At 70.7% G+C, this 21,207-nt stretch carries 20 protein-coding genes and 1 pseudogene; 10 read left to right on the top strand and 11 right to left on the bottom strand.

Going from position 1 to position 21,207, the window contains the following annotated elements:
* Positions 1 to 57: 57 nt before the first annotated feature.
* Positions 58 to 555: an Rv3235 family protein gene (locus tag PFX91_RS08640; RefSeq protein ID WP_285730717.1), complete on the bottom strand. Its 498-nt coding sequence runs from the start codon at positions 553 to 555 to the stop codon at positions 58 to 60.
* A 151-nt stretch (positions 556 to 706) separates the two neighbouring features.
* On the opposite strand from PFX91_RS08640, the gene PFX91_RS08635 reads away from it, so the two are divergent.
* The 5 genes from PFX91_RS08635 to PFX91_RS08615 all read left to right on the top strand — a co-directional run bounded on the left by PFX91_RS08635 (position 707) and on the right by PFX91_RS08615 (position 7,704).
* Positions 707 to 1,540 carry a glycerophosphodiester phosphodiesterase family protein gene (locus PFX91_RS08635; protein WP_285730716.1) on the top strand — a complete coding sequence of 278 codons (834 nt, stop codon included), beginning with the start codon at positions 707 to 709 and terminating at the stop codon, positions 1,538 to 1,540.
* Positions 1,541 to 1,546: 6 nt separating this feature from the next.
* Complete coding sequence (locus tag PFX91_RS08630; protein WP_285730714.1) at positions 1,547 to 2,944, top strand: MFS transporter; 1,398 nt, start codon at positions 1,547 to 1,549, stop codon at positions 2,942 to 2,944.
* A gap of 112 nt (positions 2,945 to 3,056) precedes the next feature.
* Positions 3,057 to 6,056 carry a DEAD/DEAH box helicase gene (locus PFX91_RS08625; RefSeq protein ID WP_285730712.1) on the top strand — a complete coding sequence of 1,000 codons (3,000 nt, stop codon included), beginning with the start codon at positions 3,057 to 3,059 and terminating at the stop codon, positions 6,054 to 6,056.
* On the top strand, positions 6,053 to 6,748 hold the full coding sequence (locus PFX91_RS08620) for an SWIM zinc finger family protein (RefSeq protein WP_285730710.1): 696 nt from the start codon (positions 6,053 to 6,055) through the stop codon (positions 6,746 to 6,748). The genes PFX91_RS08625 and PFX91_RS08620 overlap by 4 nt, the downstream gene beginning before the upstream one ends.
* 119 nt (positions 6,749 to 6,867) lie before the next feature.
* A complete protein-coding gene (locus PFX91_RS08615) occupies positions 6,868 to 7,704 on the top strand; it encodes an SAM-dependent methyltransferase (RefSeq protein ID WP_285730709.1) in 837 nt (278 codons plus the stop codon).
* A 186-nt stretch (positions 7,705 to 7,890) separates the two neighbouring features.
* Here PFX91_RS08615 and PFX91_RS08610 read toward each other — a convergent pair.
* From PFX91_RS08610 to PFX91_RS08590, 5 genes and pseudogenes are all read right to left on the bottom strand, one after another.
* Positions 7,891 to 8,082: pseudogene (locus PFX91_RS08610) on the bottom strand (carboxymuconolactone decarboxylase family protein); the annotation flags it as partial.
* Between the two features lie 30 nt (positions 8,083 to 8,112).
* Positions 8,113 to 8,895 (bottom strand): 3-oxoadipate enol-lactonase, encoded by a 783-nt coding sequence (gene pcaD, locus PFX91_RS08605; protein ID WP_285730708.1) that lies wholly within the window; start codon positions 8,893 to 8,895, stop codon positions 8,113 to 8,115.
* 376 nt (positions 8,896 to 9,271) lie between these two features.
* Positions 9,272 to 10,447 carry a thiolase family protein gene (locus tag PFX91_RS08600; RefSeq protein ID WP_285730707.1) on the bottom strand — a complete coding sequence of 392 codons (1,176 nt, stop codon included), beginning with the start codon at positions 10,445 to 10,447 and terminating at the stop codon, positions 9,272 to 9,274.
* Positions 10,448 to 10,545: 98 nt separating this feature from the next.
* Positions 10,546 to 11,301, bottom strand: a complete 756-nt coding sequence (locus PFX91_RS08595; RefSeq protein ID WP_285730705.1) for a CoA-transferase subunit beta — start codon at positions 11,299 to 11,301, stop codon at positions 10,546 to 10,548.
* Positions 11,298 to 12,134 carry a CoA transferase subunit A gene (locus PFX91_RS08590; RefSeq protein WP_285730703.1) on the bottom strand — a complete coding sequence of 279 codons (837 nt, stop codon included), beginning with the start codon at positions 12,132 to 12,134 and terminating at the stop codon, positions 11,298 to 11,300. The genes PFX91_RS08595 and PFX91_RS08590 overlap by 4 nt, the downstream gene beginning before the upstream one ends.
* A gap of 174 nt (positions 12,135 to 12,308) precedes the next feature.
* On the opposite strand from PFX91_RS08590, the gene PFX91_RS08585 reads away from it, so the two are divergent.
* A complete protein-coding gene (locus tag PFX91_RS08585) occupies positions 12,309 to 13,115 on the top strand; it encodes an IclR family transcriptional regulator domain-containing protein (RefSeq protein WP_285730701.1) in 807 nt (268 codons plus the stop codon).
* Positions 13,116 to 13,319: 204 nt separating this feature from the next.
* On the top strand, positions 13,320 to 14,198 hold the full coding sequence (locus tag PFX91_RS08580) for an aldo/keto reductase (RefSeq protein WP_285730700.1): 879 nt from the start codon (positions 13,320 to 13,322) through the stop codon (positions 14,196 to 14,198).
* 46 nt (positions 14,199 to 14,244) lie between these two features.
* Here the strand turns inward: PFX91_RS08580 and PFX91_RS08575 are convergent, their stop codons facing one another.
* Positions 14,245 to 14,766 carry a GNAT family N-acetyltransferase gene (locus tag PFX91_RS08575; RefSeq protein WP_285730699.1) on the bottom strand — a complete coding sequence of 174 codons (522 nt, stop codon included), beginning with the start codon at positions 14,764 to 14,766 and terminating at the stop codon, positions 14,245 to 14,247.
* A 627-nt stretch (positions 14,767 to 15,393) separates the two neighbouring features.
* On the opposite strand from PFX91_RS08575, the gene PFX91_RS08570 reads away from it, so the two are divergent.
* Both PFX91_RS08570 and PFX91_RS08565 read left to right on the top strand, forming a co-directional pair.
* Positions 15,394 to 16,128, top strand: a complete 735-nt coding sequence (locus PFX91_RS08570) for a class I SAM-dependent methyltransferase (RefSeq protein WP_285730698.1) — start codon at positions 15,394 to 15,396, stop codon at positions 16,126 to 16,128.
* A gap of 199 nt (positions 16,129 to 16,327) precedes the next feature.
* Positions 16,328 to 16,471, top strand: a complete 144-nt coding sequence (locus PFX91_RS08565) for a hypothetical protein (RefSeq protein WP_285730696.1) — start codon at positions 16,328 to 16,330, stop codon at positions 16,469 to 16,471.
* A gap of 14 nt (positions 16,472 to 16,485) precedes the next feature.
* Here PFX91_RS08565 and PFX91_RS08560 read toward each other — a convergent pair whose 3' ends face one another.
* Both PFX91_RS08560 and PFX91_RS08555 read right to left on the bottom strand, forming a co-directional pair.
* Complete coding sequence (locus PFX91_RS08560) at positions 16,486 to 17,244, bottom strand: thioesterase II family protein (protein ID WP_285730695.1); 759 nt, start codon at positions 17,242 to 17,244, stop codon at positions 16,486 to 16,488.
* Positions 17,245 to 17,906: 662 nt separating this feature from the next.
* Complete coding sequence (locus PFX91_RS08555) at positions 17,907 to 18,173, bottom strand: hypothetical protein (protein ID WP_285730796.1); 267 nt, start codon at positions 18,171 to 18,173, stop codon at positions 17,907 to 17,909.
* 56 nt (positions 18,174 to 18,229) lie between these two features.
* On the opposite strand from PFX91_RS08555, the gene PFX91_RS08550 reads away from it, so the two are divergent.
* On the top strand, positions 18,230 to 18,865 hold the full coding sequence (locus PFX91_RS08550) for a hypothetical protein (protein WP_285730795.1): 636 nt from the start codon (positions 18,230 to 18,232) through the stop codon (positions 18,863 to 18,865).
* A gap of 289 nt (positions 18,866 to 19,154) precedes the next feature.
* Here the strand turns inward: PFX91_RS08550 and PFX91_RS08545 are convergent, their stop codons facing one another.
* Together PFX91_RS08545 and PFX91_RS08540 are read right to left on the bottom strand one after the other, a co-directional pair.
* The gene (locus PFX91_RS08545; RefSeq protein WP_285730693.1) at positions 19,155 to 19,721 is read right to left on the bottom strand and encodes a type I-E CRISPR-associated protein Cas6/Cse3/CasE; all 567 of its coding nucleotides are present in this window, start codon (positions 19,719 to 19,721) and stop codon (positions 19,155 to 19,157) included.
* Between the two features lie 375 nt (positions 19,722 to 20,096).
* A complete protein-coding gene (locus PFX91_RS08540) occupies positions 20,097 to 21,095 on the bottom strand; it encodes a LacI family DNA-binding transcriptional regulator (protein ID WP_285730793.1) in 999 nt (332 codons plus the stop codon).
* Positions 21,096 to 21,207 lie beyond the last annotated feature (112 nt).

Here is a 21,207-nt window from a genome sequence, read left to right as displayed (position 1 = left end):
GGTCCCGCCGAGACGGCTCCGAAGGGAAGGGAGCGCCCTCCCTTCGGAGCCGCTTCGTCAACGCGTCGGGGCCGACGGTCCGTCGTGGCGGCGGCCGGATCCGTCGGTCTCCAGGTGGGTGCACACCCACCTGCCGGCCTCCCGCCTGGCACGGAAGGCGAAGGCCCGTGAACGCCGGTCACAGCGGATCACCGCGCTGGCCTCCACCCCGTCACGGCCCAACGGTTGATGGAAGACCCATGTCAACCGGGGCACGATCTCACAGGAGACCATGCCGCGCGCATGGCGCAACTCCTCCCTGACCGGGACCGTCACGTGGCCGTTCAGCACCTCGGGGGCACGACGACCCACCAGGACCTCCGCCATGCGTTGGGCCAGAAGACGGATGTCCCCGGGGGTCCGGTGCCCCGCCAACATCGGGGCTCCGCACCTGCCCGCGAGGGCGCCGCGCGCAACGATCGGGGTACGTGCGGGGGTGCGGACCGGACGATGACGGGCCAGGGCGCGGACGCACAGAGCACGGGGACAGGGGCGACTGTCGGGGGTGTAGGACATGAACGGATCCCTTCCGAAGGGTGACGTCTGCCTTCACCCGTGCACAGAGGCGGTGAACCCTCCCACGACCACCTGGCATTCCAGCTTTCCGGATATTCTCCGGTCCCACGGTGGTGGGCACGTCGTGCCACGCACACGGCATACTGCGAGGGTGACCCACGTCTACCTCTCCTCCCCCGTGCCCGTGGCCCTCGCTCACCGAGGCGGGTGGCTCACAGACGACCAGGGCCTACACCGCACCGAACTGGAGAACACGGCCGTGGCCTTCCAGCACGCCGTCGACCTCGGCTACACGTACCTGGAGACGGACGTGCACGCCACGAGCGACGGCGTCCTCATGGCCTTCCACGACCACACCCTCGACCGCGCCACCGACATGTCCGGAGCCATCGGCGACCTGCCCCACCGGGAGGTCTCCCGTGCCCGCGTGGCCGGACGCGAACCGGTGCCGGTGTTGGAGGACCTTCTCGGTTCCTGGCCCCAGGCGCGGTTCAACATCGACATGAAGGCCGACGCGGCCGTCCTGCCGCTGTTGGAGGTGCTGCGCCGGACCAACGCCTGGGACCGGGTGTGCGTCACCTCCTTCGACCAGCGCCGTCTGGACCGGGCACGCAGGCTCTTCGACCGCCCGGTCGCCACCTCCTGCGGCCCGCTGGACGTGGTCAGGCTACGGGTGGCCTCCCTGTCACCTCTGTTGCGCGCCCTGGCCGGCCGGGTCCCGGTGTGCGCACAGATCCCGCTGCGGCACGGCGCCTTCCCCGTGCTCAGTCGCGACCTGATCCGCACCGCGCACCGGCTCGGGATGCAGGTGCACGTGTGGACCGTCAACGATCCCCACGTGATGGAACGCCTGCTCGACGCGGGCGTGGACGGAATCGTCACCGACAACACCGCCGGACTCAAACGGCTGCTGATCCGGCGCGGCCAGTGGAGCGGCGCCACCGGACACGACCCCGGTCACGACATCCCCCTCAAGAACGGATAGCACCCCATGTCCACACAGACGGAGACCAACGCCCCCTCCCCCGACCCCGGTCAGCGCAGACGTGAGCAACGGGGGTGGTACGTCTACGACTGGGCCAACTCGGTGTTCATGACCTCGGTGGTGACCGTGCTCATCGGTCCCTACCTGAGCAACCTGGCGTGCGTCTCCGCGGGTGCGCCGGACTCCGCCGCGTGTTTGGACCGTTCACTGTCCCTCACCCCCTTCGGGCTGGACTTTCTGTCCCTGCACCCCAACGCGCTCTATCCGGCGCTGACCACGCTGGCGATCCTGTTGCAGATCGTGCTCCTGCCGGTGGTGGGCTCGATGGCCGACCACTCCCGGTACAAGAAGCGTTGGCTGTTCTGGCTGGCCTTCGGCGGCTCACTGTGCACCGTGGGACTGTACTTCGCCGGCGGCGGCTACATGGCGGCGTCGGTGCTGTTCGTCCTGGCCAACGTGCTGTACGGGCTCTCGATCGTGGTCTACAACGCGTTCCTGCCCGAGATCGCCACACCGGACGAACGCGACCGGGTCTCGGTGACCGGCTGGGGCATCGGTTACCTGGGCGGCGCCCTGTTGCTGGCGGTCCACCTGGGTCTGGTGACCGGCGCGGACTCCCTGGGCATCGGCACCGACGACGCCGCACGCCTCGCCTTCGTCTCCGTCGGCTTCTGGTGGGCGGGCTTCACCGTCATGGCGATCAGACCCCTGCGCAACCGCTACGGGGCGCTCGCCGCGCGCGGGCGCGGCCGTGCGGAGGTGGGCCGGTCCCTGCGCGAGTTCGGCAGAACGCTCAAGGACATGCGCAGGTATCCGAACACCATCCTGTTCCTCCTGGCTTTTATTTTTTTCAATGACGGTGTGCAGGCGGCCATCCGTTACGCGGCGCCCTTCGCCACCCAGGACCTGGGCCTCGCGCAGGACACCCTGATCGTCACGATCCTCATCATCCAGTTCGTGGCCTTCGGCGGCGCGCTGCTGACCGGCCGGGTGGCCCGTGCCATCGGTGCCAAGAACACCGTGATGGCCACGCTCGTGGTCTGGGGCGGCCTGGTGGCGGCGGCCTACTTCCTGCCCGCCGGGAACGTGCCCCTGTTCATCACCATGGGTGTGGGGATCGGTCTGGTGCTGGGCGGCACCCAGTCCCTGGCCCGGTCGCTGTACTCCCAGCTCATCCCCCGGGGGCGCGAGGCCGAGTACTTCAGCCTGTTCCAGATCTCCGACAAGGGGTCGACCTTCCTGGGGTCGCTGGCGGTGACCGTCGCCGTCTCCCTCACCGGCGGCTACCGGGTGGCGATCCTGTCGCTGCTGGCGTTCTTCGTCCTCGGCGGGGTCCTGCTGTGGCGTACCCGTATCCGCGAGGGCATCATCGCGGTGGGCAACAAGGTGCCCGACAGACTCTGAGCCGAGCCCCGACCAGGTCCGGCCACCGCACGGGTCCTCCTTGCAAGGGGCGTCCCTGTCGTGGGCCCTCGTCATACTCGAAGCGGCGAACAGCGAGAACACGGGAGGTGCGGTGCGGGTCGTGCACGGCGTGTGGACCGGGAGCGCGCTGACGGTATGGGCCGAGGACGGTCCCGGCGTCGAGTCCGAGGACGGGGGCGGGGGCGGCGTGCGCCCCCACCCGTTCGCGTTGGACGCGGAGGGCCTGCGCGCGATGTCGCGAAGGATGTGCGGGGACACGCCGCCCTCCGCGCGGGCCGGTCATCTGGAACTGACGCTACCCGGTCGGGTCCTTGGCCCGTTCTCCTCCACCGACGCACCCGGCTCGGCACCGGCCGCCTTCCACTCCTGGAGCGTGCCCGCGTTGCGCCTGGAGGGCGCGGACGCCGAACGGCTGTTGTCCGCACCGGGCCTGGCCGGGGTGGTGTCGGGCCCCTCCCTGGAACATCTGCGCGCGGTCCGCGACTTCGCCGAACGGCTCGTGGCCTCCGGGTGCGTACTGCCCGACCTGGTGGGCGACCCGCCCCGGGCGCGTTGGCGCCCCGCCCCCCTGGACTGGGCGGAGGAGCACCTGTCCGCGCTCACCGCCGCCCTGCCCGCCTCCGCCCGCGCCCACCTTCCCGCCGAGCCACCGGAGGTGGTGGCGCGCGCCTGCGTGCTCGCTCCCCTGGAACTGCTCACCGACGTCGTGGCCCGTCGCCTGGCCCGGCCCCGCCCCGGCGGTGCGGGCCGGGACGATGGCGGGGAGCCCACCCCCGGCCTACTGCTGGCCGACGCGCTCACCGGTGACCGCGCCCTGGTCGACGCCGACACCGCGGCCCGACTGCGCGGTCCCTTACGGGAGTGGCGCGCACGGGTCCGTGGGTCCGGACGCGCCGCGCTGTTGTTCCTGCTACGCGAACCCGACCGGGACGGCCCGTGGTCGGTGGAGTTCTGGGTGCGCTCGGTCACCGACCCCGGTCTGCGTCTGCCCCTGGAACAGGTATGGCGGGGCGAGGGCGCCGCCTGGTTGCCCTCCGATGTGGGCGTCACCGCCCTGGCCGACCTGCGCCGGGCCGCCCGCCACCACCCCCTGCTGCGCCGCGCACTGCGCGACCTGGCACCGGAACGCCTGTCGTTGAGCACCCGGGACGCCGAGGTGTTCATCGCCGAGGCGGCCCCCCGGTTGAGCGCGGCGGGGTTCGCCGTGGTCCTGCCCGAATGGAGGTCCAGACCGGCCCTGGGGCTGCGCGTGACGGTCGAGGAACCCGCGCGCGGGCGGCGGCGCACCGGGGGCATCGGTCCCTCGGCCCTGGTCGACGTGTCCTTCGAGGCCCTGTTGCACGGCGGGGAGGACGGGCAGACCACACCTCTCACCGAGGAGGAACTGGACGAACTCGCCGAACTGACCCGCCTCAAACGCTCCCTGGTACGTGTGCGGGGCCGGTGGATGGAGGTGGACCCCGACCGGCTCAGCGCTGCCCTGGAACTGCTCGAACGGCGCGGCGCCCACCGGATGCGCGCCGACCAGGCGCTGCGCACCGCCATCGGCGTACAGGACACCGCGCCCCTGCCCGTCTCCGACGTGGTCGCCTCCGGGCCACTAGGCGCCCTGTTGAACGGAAGCGCCAAGGCCGGACCACGCCCCATGGGGACTCCACCGGGTTTTCGGGCCACACTGCGCCCCTATCAGGACCGGGGCGCCGCCTGGTTGCGTTTCCTGGGGGAACTCGGCCTGGGCGCGGTGCTGGCCGACGACATGGGTCTGGGCAAGACCGTGCAGCTCCTGGCCCTGCTCGCCGACGAACGCGCCGAGGGCGCCACGCCCGGGCCGACCCTGTTGGTGTGTCCGGTGTCACTGGTGGGTAACTGGCGGCGCGAGGCGGAGCGCTTCGCGCCCTCCTTGAGGGTGCACGTCCAGCACGGGGCGGATCGGCCGGGCGGGAACGCGTTGGCCCGCCTGGTGGGAGCGTGCGACCTGGTGATCACCACCTACGGGGTGGTCGCCCGTGACGCCGAGGAGTTGGCGGGCATGCCCTGGCACCGGGTCGTGTGCGACGAGGCCCAGGCGCTCAAGAACCACGGCACGAGGCAGGCACGGGCGGTCCGGTCGCTCCCCGCGGCCACCCGGGTGGCGCTCACCGGCACACCGGTGGAGAACGACCTGTCGGAACTGTGGTCGATCATGGAGTTCGCCAACCCCGGGCTGCTCGGCAGCGCCTCCGCCTTCGAGCGGGCCGTCGGCGGCGCGGAGGAACCCGACACCACACTCGTACGCAGGATGACCGGGCCGTTCGTACTACGTCGCCTCAAGACCGACCGCTCGATCATCTCCGACCTGCCCGAGAAGTGGGAGACGCGTACCTGGTGCACGCTCACCCCCGAGCAGGCCTCGTTGTACAAGGCGGTGGTGGAGGACATGGGCGAGCGGATGGCCGAGGCGACGGAGAAGGAGCGCAAGGGTCTGGTGTTGGCGACGATGTCCCGGCTCAAGCAGATCTGCAACCATCCCGCCCAGTTCTTGGGGGACGGCTCGGCGCTGTCGGGACGCTCGGGCAAGCTGGAGCGGTTGGAGGCGATCCTGTCCGAGGTCGCCGCCGAGGGCGACAAGGCCCTGTGCTTCACCCAGTACGCGCGGTTCGGCGAACGCCTGGCCCCCTACCTTCGTTCGCGGTTGGGGGTTCCGGTGTTGTGGTTGCACGGAGGCACCTCCCGAGCGGAGCGGGAGGAGATGACCCGGCGCTTCCAGAGCATGGAGGGTCCGGCCGTGTTCCTGCTCTCGCTCAAGGCCGCGGGGACCGGACTGAACCTGACCGCGGCCAACCACGTGGTGCACGTGGACCGCTGGTGGAATCCGGCGGTGGAGGACCAGGCCACCGACCGGGCGTTCCGGATCGGTCAACGGCGTGACGTGCAGGTGCGCAAACTGGTGTGCGTGGGCACGGTCGAGGAGCGGGTGGACGAGATGATCGAGCGCAAGAGCGCTCTGGCCGACAGCGCCGTGGCCGGCGGAGAGGCGTGGTTGACCGGGCTGTCGGTGGAGGATCTACGCGAGGTCGTGCGTCTGTCCCCCGAGGCGGTGGCCGGGGAGTGAGCACCTGGTCGGCCCTGTTGGCCGAGACGTTGGGAGAGTCCACCTCAGGTGCCCGGGTCGAGCGGTTGTCGGTGGTCCCGGGCGAGGTCAGTGGGCTGGTACGCGGCCCCGGCTCGCACGAGGTGAGCCTGATCCGTACCGTGCCGTCGGACGCGGAGTGGGAGCGTCTGTGCGCGGCGTTGGCCTCCCAGCCGGTGTTCGCCGCCCGGCTGCTGGCCGGAGAACTACCGGTGGAGGCCGCACGGGTGTTCTCTCTCTTGGGTTGGGACCTGGTGCCGCGCGGATGGGGGGAGCTGGTGGCGACCTGTTCCTGTGAGCGGTGGGACTCAAGGTGCGCGCACCTGGCGGCGGCGGTGGCCGAACTCGGAACTCGCACCGATCGGGATCCGTTCACGCTGACCCGATGGCTGGGGCGGGAGCGGCGAACGCTCATGACGCAGGTCAGAGCACTTTCCTCGTCCGCCGTAAAAAGTTCTTCGGAAGCGGGATCGGCATTCACGGTAATGGGCGGAACGACATCGTGGGAAACTGCCGACCCCTCCTCCGCCGGCGCTTTTTGGTCCGCGCCCGCCCTGCCCTCGTCGCCGACCCCTCCCAAAGGTGCGGCAGGGCGGATCCGCGCCACGGCCCCGGGGATTGTGGCAGATGACCTGCCTGATTTCGGCTCTCCGGAAGCGGGGACCAGAACATGAGCACGCGGCGGTGGAATACACGCTCCGAAGTTTGTTATGGAAAACGCCGGTAGGGCGATGGGAACACGGTTACCATTCGGCCTGAGAAGGCTCCTCGCTACTTTGGACGGGCATCCCTTATGGCCGATCACTTTCCTCCCGACATCGACATGGAAACCCCCAGCATCGCACGCATGTACGATTATCTGCTGGGCGGCAAGGATAATTTCGAGGCCGACCGCAAGGCCTGTGAGACACTCGCGGACGGTATTCCCGAACTCGTGGCCTTCGCCAACGACAACCGGGCCTTCCTCTCCCGTGCGGTCGAGTACGTCGCCGCGCAGGGCGTGGAACAGTTCCTCGATCTGGGAGCCGGCCTGCCCACCGCCGAGAACACCCACCATGTGGCGCAACGGTCCCGTCCCCGCTCCCGGGTGGTCTACGTCGACAACGACCCCATCGTGCTGGCGCATGGACGCGCGCTGATCAGCGACAGTGAGGAGACCGCGTTCCTGCTGGCCGACATCCGCCGGACCGACGAGATCCTGGCGGCCCCCGAGACCCGCAGGCTCATCGACGTCGACCTGCCCGTGTGCGTGATGCTGGTCTCGCTGCTGCACTGTCTGCCCGATGCCGACGACCCCTTCGGCATGGTGCGCTCGCTCATGGAGCGTCTCGCCCCGGGTTCGTGCGTGGTCTTCTCCCACATCGTCTCCGAGGACCCGCGTGCCGGTGCCTGGATGACCGACCAGATCCTGTCCTTCGGTACACCGTGGGGGCGGGTGCGCAGTCCCCAGGAGGTCTTCGCGGTGTTCGACGGTCTGGAGCCGGCCAGCGCCTGGCCCGACGGGCGCGACGAGGAGCCTCGCGTCGTGGACTGCTCCACCTGGCGTCGGCCGGGCGTGGACCCCCTCTTCCGTCCCGCCGATCCCTCGGTGAGGCTGTGGGAGCTGGCCGGAGTCGCGTTCAAGCGCTGACCCGGCGGGGCCGCGGGCCCCGCCCCGGTGGTGCGAAGCCGATCGCCGCGACGACGGGGTGCGCCGGCCCGAGAACCCGACCGACCCACCCCGCGCACGCTCCCTCCTCGTCGGCGAAGACCTTCCGGCGATACCGAAGGCCTCGTTCGCGGCGGGCGACCCGCGGTAGACCGCGTCCCGCGGGCACACCCCACCGATCTGATCGGAACTCGGACCGCTGCGCGGAGCGGCGCGCACGTGCGTGGCCGGTTCCTCCCCGTGGCCCTGGGCGAGCAGGACCGCCGGCACCCCGCGGGCGCGCCGGTCCAGGCGCTGCCGGGTCCAGATCTCCTCCCGGGCGTAACGGGTGACGAGGTCCTGTGAGGGTTCGGTGAGCACGGTCGTGTCCGCCTCGACCCGGCCCACGTGCTAGCCGTGACTGTCGGCGGCGGTCAGGTGCCGGGTCAGCAGGGTGTTGACCTTCGCGCTCTGCTGCCAGGACAGAAGGTGCGCCGCCTCCTCCAACACCACCAGACGCGCGCCGCGAATCCGCTCGGCTATCGGTTCGGCGTGTTCGGCCGGCGGTGTCGACGGGTCGTCGGCCCCGGCGACCACCAGTGTGGGCGCCGTGATCCGGTGCAGCTCCTCTCTCAGGTCGTAGGTCTCGATGGCCCCACAGCAACCCGCGTACCCCTCGGGTGCGGTGGCCGCGATCTGGTCGCGCAGGCCACGGACCTCGTCGGGATGCTCCTTGGCGTAACCGGGGGTGAACCAGCGTTCCACCACCGAGGCGGCCAGGGCGCCCGTACCCTCGGCCCGCACCAGCGCGGCGCGGTCCCGCCAGTTCCGGGCCGGTCCCATGTAGGGGGAGGTGGCCAACAGGGCCAGGCCGTCGATGCGCTCGGGATGGTGGACCGCGAGCCACTGTCCGACCATGCCGCCGATCGACAGCCCGGCGTAGTGGGCGCGTTCGATGCCCAGGCGGTCCATCAGCGCGATGACGTCGCCGCCCAGGTCGGCCATGGTGTAGGGGCCCTCCGGAACGGGCGAGTTCCCATGCCCGCGGTGGTCGAAGCAGATCACCCGGAACAGGGTCGAGAGCGCCTCGACCTGCGGCCGCCACATGCGGGTCGTGGTCCCGAGGGAACCGCCGAGCAGCAGGGGCGGCGCGTCGGCCGGTCCGCTCTCGGTGTGGTGGAGGTCAACGCTCATTTTCGGTCCGTACTCCTTGTTCGCCGTGGGTGTGCTCGGCTCGACCCGTTCTCCCGTCGATGACGCGGTCGGTGAACACCGTGTCCAAGACCCCCGCTGCCCGCCGGGTCGAGCGGGTCGCGGGTCCGCTCGCGACCCGCGCACCTCCTCCAGTCTCTCAGTGAGGGGGACGGTCGGACTCCCGTCAAAGTGGCCCGTCGCCGTCGGGCACCGGCTTCCACGTGGGGTCTGGAGGAACGGCCGGGCGTGGAGGGGGTCGTGGTCACGAAGACGGCCGGACACGTACGGGCCGACGGCTCGCGTGCCGCGCCGGAAGGAGGGGCCGTGTCGTGCTCCTTCTTCCACGCGGTTCCCGCCCCGGTGGCCCGTGAGGTGCTCAGGCCTGGAGGACGACGGCCAGTCCCTGACCGACGCCGATGCACAGCGCGGCCAGCCCCCAGCCACCGCCCCTGCGGCGCAGTTCGTGGGCGAGCGAACCCAGGACGCGTGCGCCGGAGGCCCCCAACGGGTGGCCGATGGCGATGGCTCCGCCATGGGGGTTGACGATCTGGGGGTCCAGTTCCTTCCAGCTGCGGACGCAGGCCAGGGACTGGGCGGCGAAGGCCTCGTTGAGTTCGACGACCGACAGGTCACCCCAGCCGATGCCCGCGCGTTCGAGCGCGATCTCGGCGGCGCGAACGGGTCCGATACCGAACACGTCGGGGTCCACGCCGGCCGCGCCGCGGCCGGCGATGCGCGCCAGCGGCTCCGCGCCGACGGCCTGTACGGCGGTGCGGTCCCCGAGCAGGAGGGCGGCGGCCCCGTCGTTGAGAGAGGAGGCGTTGCCCGCGGTGATGGTGCCCTCGGCGTGGAAGGCCGGTTGGAGTGCGGCGAGCTTGTCGGCGGAGGTCTCCCGGATGGACTCGTCGCGCTCCAGGGGGGCGTCGGGCACCTGGACGATCTCGTCGTCGAAGACGCCCTCGGCCCAGGCCCTGGCGGCCTTGGTGTGGCTGGCCAGGGCGAAGCAGTCCTGGTCGAGGCGGGTGATGCCGTACTGTCGAGCCAGCCCCTCGGTGCCCTCCCCGAGGGAGACGGTCCACCGTCCGGGCATGCGAGGGTTGACCATCCGCCAGCCCAAGGTGGTGGAGTGCAAGGTGGCGTCGGTCGCGGGAAACCCCTTGGCCGGCTTGGGCAGCACCCAGGGGGCGCGACTCATGGACTCCACTCCCCCGGCCACGACCAGGGAGGCGTCGCCGACCTGGATGGCGCGACCGGCCTGGATGGCGGCCTCCATGCCCGAGCCGCACAACCGGTTGACGGTGACACCGGGGACGGAGGTCGGCAGTCCGGCCAGCAGGGCGGCCATGCGGGCGACGTTGCGGTTCTCCTCCCCCGCTCCGTTGGCGTTGCCGAGGACGACCTCGTCGATGGCGGCGGGGTCCAGGGCGGGTGTGCGTTCGAGGAGAGATCCGATGACGTGGGCGGCCAGGTCGTCGGGACGGACCCCGGACAGTCCGCCGCCGTACCTGCCGAAAGGCGTGCGTACGGCGTCGAGGACGTAGACGTCGGTCATGCGGATCTCCTGGTGCTGTGCGGCCGGGGGTTCCGGCCGCTGACGAACCTCTTCCTAACACTGTTAGGTAACTGTAGGGCCCCGTCGCTCCCCAGACCTCAGAGGGCTCCGGTCAGGGAGCGCAGCACCGAAAGTTCGGTGTCGGAGGGCTCGGGGGTGACCGTGAGGCCCTCGGCCACCTTCAGGTCCCATCCGGTCGCCTCCCGGACCGTGTCCACCTCCACCCCCGGGTGCACCGCGGTCAGGACGAGTTCGCGGGTGACGGGGTCGGGTTCGAGTACTCCCAGATCGGTGATCACCCGCACCGGACCGGCTCCGCGTAGACCCAGCCGCTCGCGGTCGCCGGGCCCCGAGCCGTGACCGACCGAGGTGACGAAGTCGACCCGCTCCACGAAGGCGCGGCGGCCGTGCCGCATGATCACGCTGACCTCACGGCAGGAGGCGGCGATCTCGGGCGCACCGCCGGCCCCGGGCAGACGCACCTTGGGGGCGGTGTAGTCGCCGATGACGGTGGTGTTGATGTTGGCGTACCGGTCGATCTGGGCCGCGCCGAGGAAGCCGACGTCGATGCGTCCGGCCTGTAGCCAGTAGTTGAAGACCTCGGGGACCGAGACCACGGTGTCGGCGGTCTCGGCGAGGATCCCGTCTCCGATGGACAGCGGGAGGTGGTCGGGGACGGTGCCCAGGGTGCCGGACTCGTAGATCATCCACAGCCCCGGCGCGTGGGTGCGGCGGGCCACGTTGGCGGCGGTGCTGGGCAGTCCGATGCCCACGAAACACGACATCCGGTCACGCAGTGAACGGGCCGCGGTCACGGTCATGATCTCGTCGGAGGTCCAGGGGGTGCCGGTCACAGGTTCCTCCCGGCGGATGTGGGAGCGATGGGGGCGTCCGCGCCGGTGAGCCCACGGAGCCAGGCGGAGAAGGCCTCACGGTCACGGCCGATGGCGTCCCAGGCGCGATAGGCCTCGTTGTCGCGCTCGTAGTAGCCGTGGGCGTAGGAGGGGGCCGCTCCTCCGGGCGCGACACTGATCCGGTCCACCACACGCGAGGGCAGGACGACCTGGCCGGGAACGGGTTCGAGCTCGTCCACGACCTCCTCCACGGTGACCAGGGCCCGGTCGGCGGCCAGGACAGCCTCCTTCTGGATGCCGGTGATGCCCCACAGCTGCACGTTGCCGCCGCGGTCGGCGCGCTGGGCGTGCACGATCGTGACATCGGGGTTGAGAGCGGACACCGCGGCCAGCTCCTGCCCGCTGAAGGGACAGGTGATGGTCTTGATGTCGGGATTGTGGGTGGCCAGGTCGGTTCCGCTGTAGCCGCGCAGGATGGCGAAGGGCAGTCCGGACGCGCCCGCGACGTAGCGGTTGGCCATTCCGGCGTGGCTGTGCTCCTCGATCTCCAGGGGTACGGGCCAGGACGCGGTGACGGCGTCGCGGAAACGGTGCAGCGACCCGACCCCGGGGTTGCCTCCCCAGGAGAAGACGAGCCTGCTCGCGCAACCGGCGCCGATGAGCTGGTCGTAGACGATGTCGGGCGTCATCCGCACCAGCGTGAGGTCGCGCAGACCCTGGCGGATGATCTCGTGCCCCGCCGCCACGGGGATGAGATGGGTGAACCCTTCCAGGGCGACGGTGTCACCGTCGTGGACGAGCTCGCGTACCGCCTCACCCAGGGGCACGATCATGAGACACTCCCGTTCGAATAGCGAATATATGTTCTTATAACGAACAACTGGGTACGACGGTAGCGCCGGCACCGAGCGGGGTCAAGGAAGAGCGAGAACCGACCCTCCTGTTCGGCATGAGAACATTCCCTGGGGTCCTGGCTCTGCCCCCCGTATCCGAACCAGGAAGGCCATATGACCACCGAAGAAGAACCGGCCCGCGGCGCCCATTTCGTCCAGTCCCTGGAACGCGGACTGACGGTCATCCGCGCCTTCTCGGCCGAACGGCGCTCCATGACGCTCAGCGAGGTCGCGCGGGAGACCGACCTGACACGGGCCGCCGCCCGCCGCTTCCTGCTCACCCTGGCCGACCTGGGGTACGTGCGCACCGACGGCAGACTGTTCTCGCTCACGCCCCGCGTACTGGAACTGGGCTACGCCTACGTGGCCTCCGCCGGGCTGCCGGACGTGGCCCGGCCCCACCTGGAGGACCTGTCGGCCCGGGTGCGCGAATCCGCCTCCGTGTCGGTCCTGGAGGGCGACGACGCCCTGTACGTGGCGCGCGTGGCGACCTCACGGATCATGGCGGTGGACATCAGAGTGGGGACGCGTTTTCCGGCCTCGGCCACCTCGATGGGGCGCGTGCTGCTGGCCGGACAGGACGACGACCGTCTCGACGACTACCTGGAGCGGGTGGAGCTTCGGCCCCTGACCCGCTTCACCATCACCGACCCCGACGAACTGCGCGCCGAACTGGGACGGGTACGCGAACAGGGGTACGCCATCGTCGACCAGGAACTGGAGGAGGGCCTGCGCTCCTTGGCCGCGCCCATCCGCGACGAGTCGGGCCGGGTCATCGCGGCGGCGAACGTCTCCGCACACGCCAACCGTTCCTCGATCCAGGACGTACGCCGCGATCTGCTGCCGGCGCTGCTGGAGACCACCGCGCGCATCGAGACCGACCTGGCCTCGGTGGCACGTCGCGACACCGGCTCCGGATGAGGCACGAAAGGACGCGACCCGGGGCCCACGCCACCGGACCCGCTTCCTCCACGAAGTCCGGTCCGGCCCCGTGGCGCCTTGCGGGTGTCCCCACCTCCTGAGATCCTGCCCGCGACACCGCCGGGGACGCGCACGCGCGGCCCGCGTGCGCGTCCACCCGCACGTTCTGAGCACACGGCCCCAGCGCCGTTCGGAAGGGACACTGTGAGCGAGCACCCCACACCACAGATCGCCGAGCTGTCGGGGACCCTCCTCCTGGGCGGCGACCTGCCGGTCCACCGCCTGGGTTTCGGGGCGATGCGCATCGTCGGTGAGGGCGTCTGGGGCCCGCCTCGGGATCGGGACGAGGCGCTGGCGGTCCTGCGCCGCGCGGTCGAACTGGGCATCACCTTCATCGACACGGCCGACTCCTACGGTCCACAGATCAGCGAGCACCTGATCCGGGAGGCCCTCTACCCGTACCACGAGGACCTCGTCATCGGCACCAAGGCGGGCTTCGCTCGCACCGGGCCGGCCCAGTGGCACCGACTGGGTCGACCCGAGTACCTCAAACAGCAGGCGGAGCTGAGTCTGCGCAACCTGGGCCTGGAGCGGATCGACCTGTTCCAGCTGCACCGCATCGACCCCGAAGTGCCCCTGGCCGACCAGCTCGGCGCCCTGGTGGAGCTGCGCGAGGAGGGAAAGATCCGGCACATCGGGCTGAGTGAGGTGACGGTGGACGAGTTGTCGGCCGCACGCGCCATCACCCCGATCGCGTCGGTGCAGAACCAGTACGCGCCCTCCTTCCGCCAGGCCGAGGACGTCCTGGACCAGTGCGAGAGGGAGGGGATCGCGTTCCTGCCCTGGGCACCGGTCGGGAGGGGCGAACTGGCGGGGCCGGAGTCACCACTGGCCGCGATGGCCGCCGAGCACGGGGTCACCCCGGTGCAGTTGTCCCTCGCCTGGTTGCTGCACCGCTCGCCGGTGATGCTGCCGATTCCGGGAACGTCGCGGGTGGCGCACCTGGAGGAGAACACGGCCGCCGCCAAGGTACGTCTGTCGGAGGAGGAGACCGAGCGCATCGGCCAGTTCCTGGGGACCTGAGGGGCCGCACGTTCGCGGCCCACCGGTGGGCCGCGAACGTCCAGGGTCAGGCCGGTCGCATCCGGAACACCTGCAAAGGCATCCCGTAGTACTTCTCGGTCTCACCGACCCATTCCATGCCCAGCCTGCGCGCCACGGCGATCGCCCGCTCGTTGTCGGGGCGTGCGACCGCGAAAACCTCCTCGATCCCCTGCTTGAACGCCCAGGAGATGATGGCCCTGCTCGCCTCGGTGGCGTATCCCTGGCCCCACACGTCCGGGCGCAGTGCCCAGGACAGTTCGAAGTCCTCCTCAAAGGGTGGGAGCAGTTTGAGCGACAGTCCTCCCACCAGTTCTCCGTCCTCCTGCCTGACGATGGCCCAACGCCCCGCAGGAGGAATCAGGTTCGGTCCCGCCTCGACCCAGGCGTGCAACACCAGACGCATGGCGTCGGTGTCGTTCACCGGGCGCCATTCCGGTGTCAGCCACTCGGCGACATCGGCGGCCCCGTAGATCTCCAGAGCCGCCTCTGCGTCGTCCAGCCGCCATTCCCGGATGAGGAGTCGGTCGGTCGGCAACTCAAGGCTCATCTGTCCACCGTAACCCGGGACCCATCGCCACGACAGGGGTGGAGGGCGCCTCCTGGAGGAGGATGCCCCGAGAACGCGCGCCTCCGCGTGAATCCGAGGTCGTATCCCTTTACAGCGTGTGCCTGAGTGACTATGGTGTACGCCATACCTGGGAGCGCTCCCAATGCCCCGCTCACGAAGGAGTGACCCCCATGGTCCGCACGCCCGCGACCGCCCCACAGGTCTCACGGCGCCGCAGCCCCACCCCCTGAGCGGTGTTCCCCTCGGAGGAACCGACAGTCTCCCGGCCGTGGGAAGTCGACGGTGAGGACTCCCGACCTCCCGCCACCGGCTCCCCGCGGCCGGGGATCGACCAGGTCGGCGGAAAGGGCTCGCGGCGCCCGACTCCCGCCTGCGATGCCGACCGTCCTGGACGGGCCCCGCCCTCATGGCGGGGCCCGGTCGTGTACCGATGGCCGAAGGAGCTGTTGGGCGCAGTGGGGATGTCAGGGGAAACGCAGCCGACTTGTCGGTGCTCGGCGCAGTGAAGATGTCAGTAGCCCGCCATGTCCTTCTCCCCGTCTCCGGGCGGACGATCCTGACGAAGAACTCTGGCGGAACGGGGGCGCCCGAGGACACACTGCCGCCATGTACTCCGACGCCGATGCGGCCGCCCTCTACGACATCCTCAACCCTTGGGGTCCGAGCGATGACTTCTACCTTTCCCACATCATGGCTTCCTCGTCCGTCCTCGATGTCGGCTGCGGTACCGGCATGTTGCTGCACCGCGCCCGCGAAAGCGGGCACACCGGACGGCTCTGCGGGATCGATCCTGACAACGCCTCGCTCGACCGGGCGCGTACTCGCGACGACGTCATGTGGGTGGAGGGCCGCGCCAAGGACATGGCGTGGGAGCGAGAGTTCGAACTCACGATCATGGCCGGCAATGCCTTCCAGGTGTTCGTGACCGACGACGAACTCCGCTCCGCGCTGGCCGCGATCCGGAGGGCGCTCGCCCCCGGGGGAAGGCTGGTGTTCGGTACCCGCAACCCTTTGGTCCGCGCTTGGGAGGGCTGGACCCCGGAGCACGCCACCGATGTGGTCGATCACCGGGGACGTGCCCTGAGGGTGTCGCACCATGTGGAGTCCGTGAACGGCGACGTGGTCGCGCTCACCGAGACCACCGCCACCCGCGAAGGCGAGACCCTCCGGGTCGACACGGGCAGCCTGCGTTTCCTGGACGCGGAGGACATCGACGGGTTCCTGTACGAAGCCGGGCTGGAGGTGGAGGTTCGCTACGGCGACTGGTCACGGGCTTCTTTTACGGCCACGAGCGACGACATCGTCACAGTCGCCCGAACACGACCCGGGACGGTGCTCTGAAGCCGGCACGGCTTGCCCGAGGACTTCCTGAAGACCGACGTCTTGACCGCGCCGAGCACTGACACCTTCGCTGCGCTGAACAGGAGCGTCCTGGAGTTCGTCCGCGACCCCACCACGACGGCTCGCCCGACCACGTGGTCGCCGAGGGCGGCCGGGCCGGGGGCACCTACCGGGTGACACCGAGACCGTCCACACCCGTGTGGTGGAGGACGGTGAGGTCCTCGTGTTCGAGGCTCTGCCCGTGCGGACCGTCGTCGGGACGGCCCACTTCCAGGTGCCCCGAGCAGGCGGGGCGAGCCTGCGCACGGACGATCCCGGCCACGTCATCGCCGTCGACCCGTGAGCACCCGCTCCCCCTCACCGGACGCGGGTCAGGGCGGCGTCGACGTCCTGGACGATCCTGGCGGCCACGTCCGCCAGGCGGCCGACGAAGTAGAAGTGGTCGCCCGGCAGCAGGTGCCTGGCGACCGGTCCCTCGACGTACTCGCTCCAGGAGGTGAGCCGCCCGGGAGGAACTCCCGCATCGTCCAGGCCACCGAAGACCGACAGCGGAACGCGCAGTGGCGGGAGGGCCGGTGTGGAACGCCAGGTGTCGACCAGTTCGAGGTCGGCCCGGATCAGCGGCTCCACCTCCCGCCATTGATCGGGGTCGGAGAGCGCGCCCATGGCGACCCCGCCCGTGCGGGCGAGGCCCTGACGCAGCCGCTCCGACGGCAGCAGGTGGCGGGGCTCGTCCCGTGGGGGTCCCGGGTCCGGGCTCCAGGCCGAGACCCCGAGCCAGGCGGGCCGTGCGGGCCCCTCCGCGACCAGCAGGTGGGCCAGTTCGTAGGCCAACAGCGCGCCCATACTGTGGCCGAAGAGACCGAAGGGCCGGTCCAGTTCCGCGTCGAGGCCCTCACGCAGTCGGCGGACCAGCGCACGGGCGTCGCGGAGGGGTTCCTCCGCCGCCGAGCGACCGCGGCCGGGAGCCTCCAACAGGCACACCTCCCAGTCGGCAGGGAAGTGGCGCACCCAGGGACGGTAACCGGCCGAGGAACCACCGGCGTGGTGCAACAGGAAGATCCGGAAGCGTGGCCGGCACACGGGCCGGGGCCGGGTCAGGAAGCCCTCGTGCACTGCTCTTCTTCCTCGCTGGCCGGGTCCGGTGACGGGGCGGGCCCGTCGGAACACGACAAACTTACCAGTCGGTAGTACCGCCGGTAACACTAGGTTCCGCTCTTCCCACACCCGGTCGAGCAGGCACGACCCACCCGCCTGGGATCCACACGACTCTCCTCATGGTCGCGGGCGAACGGTCCCTCCCGGGCCTTCATCACCCGACCACCGCGCGCACCGCCGCCCGTGGGAAGCGGCGTGCGGTGGGTCGATCGAAGGGCCGTTCGCCGCGCACGGCGGGACCGGTCCCCCGGCGGGAGTGTTCACCCGTCCGTCGGTCCTGCCGGGCCTCACCGCGACCGTGCCCGTTCGGCCGCCGTCGGTCGGTCGCTCCGTGACCGGAGCGGGCTCCATACCCTTCGGCGTCCACCGGCGCACCGCAGCGTGCCGCTGATCAGGAACCGCTCGACGCGGTGGTCGGCGTCGAGCATGTGGGGGTTCGGGCCTCGAACCGGCCGGCCCCATGGTGGCCGGCGCCCAGACGGAGACGGTCGGTGCTCACACGGTGTCGGTCGGCGTGGCCGTGGCCGGACTCCTCAGTACGTCGGTGCCGTCGTCCGTCCCCGGTGTCGTCCGTCCGGCCGCGCGACGGCTCCCTGAGGTCCCTTCGCGGGGCGGCCTCCTCAGGCGGCGTCGAGGCGACCACGCAACCATCCCAGCGCGGCCGCCCCCGAACCCTGGAGCGCCTTGGCGGCTCCGTAGACCCGTCGGCGCCACGAGGGCACCACCACGTTCTCCTCCTCCGGCGGCGGGCCGGCCTCCGTGTCCTCGGCCAGGGCCACGCGTTCGCGCAGCCGTTCCCTGACCTGCTCGGGGGTGTAGGCGCGGCGTTGTCGCTCGTCGCGGGCGATCACGACACCGGTGGCCGCGACGCCCACGAAAGCGGCCACTCCAAGGGCTTTCCACCAACGCATGCGTCTAGGCTAGCGGTGTGGCGCACACGAGCATGTCCCTGAGTCAGGCGCTGGAACTCACTCGTACCGGTGATCTGTGGGTTTTTCGCGGCAGCAGCAGAGCGGACCGTGCCATCCAGATCACCACCAACAGTCCCGTCAACCATGTCGGCATGTCGATCGTGGTCGATGATCTGCCCCCGCTGATGTGGCACGCCGAACTCGGCCGCTCCCTGCCGGACATGTGGACCGGCAGACACCAGCGTGGTGTGCAGTTGCACGATCTGCGCGACGCGGTCCTTGTGTGGGGGCGCAAGTACGGTCAGCGTGCCTGGCTGCGTCAACTCGAACCGGAGGCGACCGCGCCCATGGAGGACGCCGCCCTACGCGCGGTGGCCAGGCTCGACGGCACCCCCTTCCCCTCCAGCACTCGGCTGGCCGCCCGCTGGCTGCGTGGACGTTTCCCCCTGCGGCGTCTGCCTCTGGGCGGCCGGTCTCGTGAACGCGCCCTGGAGAGCGCCTACTGCGCGGAGGTCATCGCCCTGACCTACGAGGAGATGGGTCTGCTCCCGGCGGGAAAGCACCCGGGGTACTACGACCCGGGACGTTTCTGGAGCGGCGACGACCTGCGGTTGGAGGGCGGTGCCTCTTTGGGCGGGGAGATCGGGGTGGACCTTCCCCAGGACTGACCCGGTGGCCGCCGGGCCGGTCCTTCTTCCGGTGGGGCGGAACGACCCACCGAGGAAGGGGATCGCAACGTTTCACCCCGGGAGTCAGTGTGGCCGCCGTTCACGAAGGGGCACGCCCACGAACGTGTGCCGTTCACCCCGGATTCGGTGGTGCGGGGTTCCACGGCGGCGTTCCGAAGCCGAGCCGGGTCGGCCCGGTCCGACGGTCCAGCTCCTGTGCTCGGGATCGAGCATCGAGGTGAGGTCGGGGACGAGGGCGCCGCTCGAAGGCCCCGCGTGGCACCGCGACCTACCGCTGTGCCTGCGGGCCGACCAGGAGCATTCCGGCCCCCGTGGCCCTGCCCGCACCGACACCATCCAGGCACAGTTCCTGGAGCGCCTCGCTGTCCCGCACCACGCCCTCCCCGGTGAAGTGGTACCGGGCCGGTCTACCGCCCACCCGCTTCCACTTCACCGCGATGACGTCCATCGCTCCCGCCAGCCTGTCGGCCGACCAGTTCTCGAACTCCTCCTCGGCGAGAGGGACCCGTTTGCCGCGAGGGCGCGGCGTCTGCTCGGTGGGTTCCGTCCGGTGCTGCGCCGTGGGCGCGCTGATGAGCTCCCAGCGGACGGTCTCGCCTTCGGAGAATCTGGGCAATGGGCGGATCTCGGCGGAGACGGCGCCGGGGACCTTGCCCCAGGCGGGGGCCGTGTCGGAACCGATGATCAGCGTGTTCGGTGAGGTGCGCGCCCACAGCACACGGGCGTCGGAGTCGGGGGCGGGGTCGACCGCTCTGCGTACCGCCCGCCCCATGAGCGACCACTGGTCCATGCCGGGACTGCGTCTGGGGTCGAGGTTGACGCGGGACAGGTACAAGAAGCCATCCTTACGCTGTGTCCCCGCTCGGTCGGGGCTCGTGTCGGTCCGCGGTCCGTCGCGGGCCGCCCGAAGGCGGGTCCTCACACTGTACGAGGTGTCGGCTCCTGGTCGCCCCTTCCCACCCGTGGGCGCCGGGGCGCCCCGAGCCCGCGCGGACTCCGGCGCGGGACCTGCCCGGCAGCAGGGCAGGTGAACGGTCGCACGCCCGGCTTCGTCGGGGTCTCGGCCCCCACGAAGTCGTGAGAGAACCGAGGTGGAACGGGCCACGGCACCGCCGGTCAAAGGACCTTCGGAGTCCACGACGGGTGGGTCCTGCCGGGCGTTGCGCATTCCAGGCCCCGCCCTCGTGCCCCAAGGGGGTCCGGGGTCGGCTCACCCCTCGCGCGGCGGAGCGCTGCTGCGGCGCACCACCAGGTCCGTGGCCAGGTCCAGGCGCAGGTTGGGAGGGGTACCGCCGCGCGCCAGGGTGAGCGCCATCCTGGTGGCCTCCTCGGCCATCTCGGTGAGCGGTTGACGCACGGTGGTCAGCGGCGGACCCATCCAGCGCGCCACCGGCAGGTCGTCGTAGCCGACCACGCTGAGTTCCTCGGGGATGCGTATGCCCAGTTCGCGGGCGGCCTCGTACAGGCCCATGGCCTGGAGGTCGTTGCCGGCGAAGACGGCCGTGGGCGGGTCCGGCAGTCGGAGCAGCTCCCGGCCCTGGTCGCGTCCGCTCTCGACGTGGAAGTCGCCGTAGCGGATCAGCTCGGGGTCGGGATCGAGGCCGGCGGAGTCCAGCGCCGAGGTGTAGCCGTCGATGCGGGCCTTGCTGCACAGGACGTGGCGCGGTCCGCCGATCACGCCGATGCGTCGGTGGCCGAGTTCGAGCAGGTGACGGGTGGCGACCAGGCCGCCGTTCCAGTTGGCCGAGCCCACCGAGGGCATGTTGGGGCCCGGGTCTCCCGTGGGGTCGACCACCACGAAGGGGATCCCGCGGGCGGTCAGACGGGTGCGCTGCTCGGGCGCCAGATCGGAGAAGACCAGGATCGCGGCGGTGGACTGTCGAGCGAGCACGGCCTCGACCCAGTCGTCACGAGGCGTCTGGGCACCGCCGGACTCGGTCAGCACGACGCTGAGCCCCTCGGAGCGCGCCACCCCCTCCACACCGCGGATGACCTCGATCGCCCAGGCGCTGTCGAGCTCGTGGAAGACCAGGTCGATCATGGAGGAGCGGCCCCCGCCCGGGCCCCGGCGCCGCCGGTAGCCGTGGCGACGAATCAGCTCCTCCACACGTGCCCGGGTCTCACTGGCCACGTCGGCCCGCCCGTTGAGCACCTTGGAGACCGTGGGCACCGAGACGCCTGCGGCTTCCGCAATTTTCGAGATCGTCACCGGCTCCGAGGAGGATGTCCGCGCGGAACCGGGGGTGGGGTCTGCACTCACGATGCCTGATCCTACGTGGTTATGAGGTTGTTGTGGAGTTTGGGGTGACTCAGCTCTCACC

It is taken from the genome of Nocardiopsis sp. ATB16-24, assembly GCF_030271535.1.
Classification (GTDB): domain Bacteria; phylum Actinomycetota; class Actinomycetes; order Streptosporangiales; family Streptosporangiaceae; genus Nocardiopsis.
This window is presented reverse-complemented; position numbering and strand designations above follow the sequence as displayed.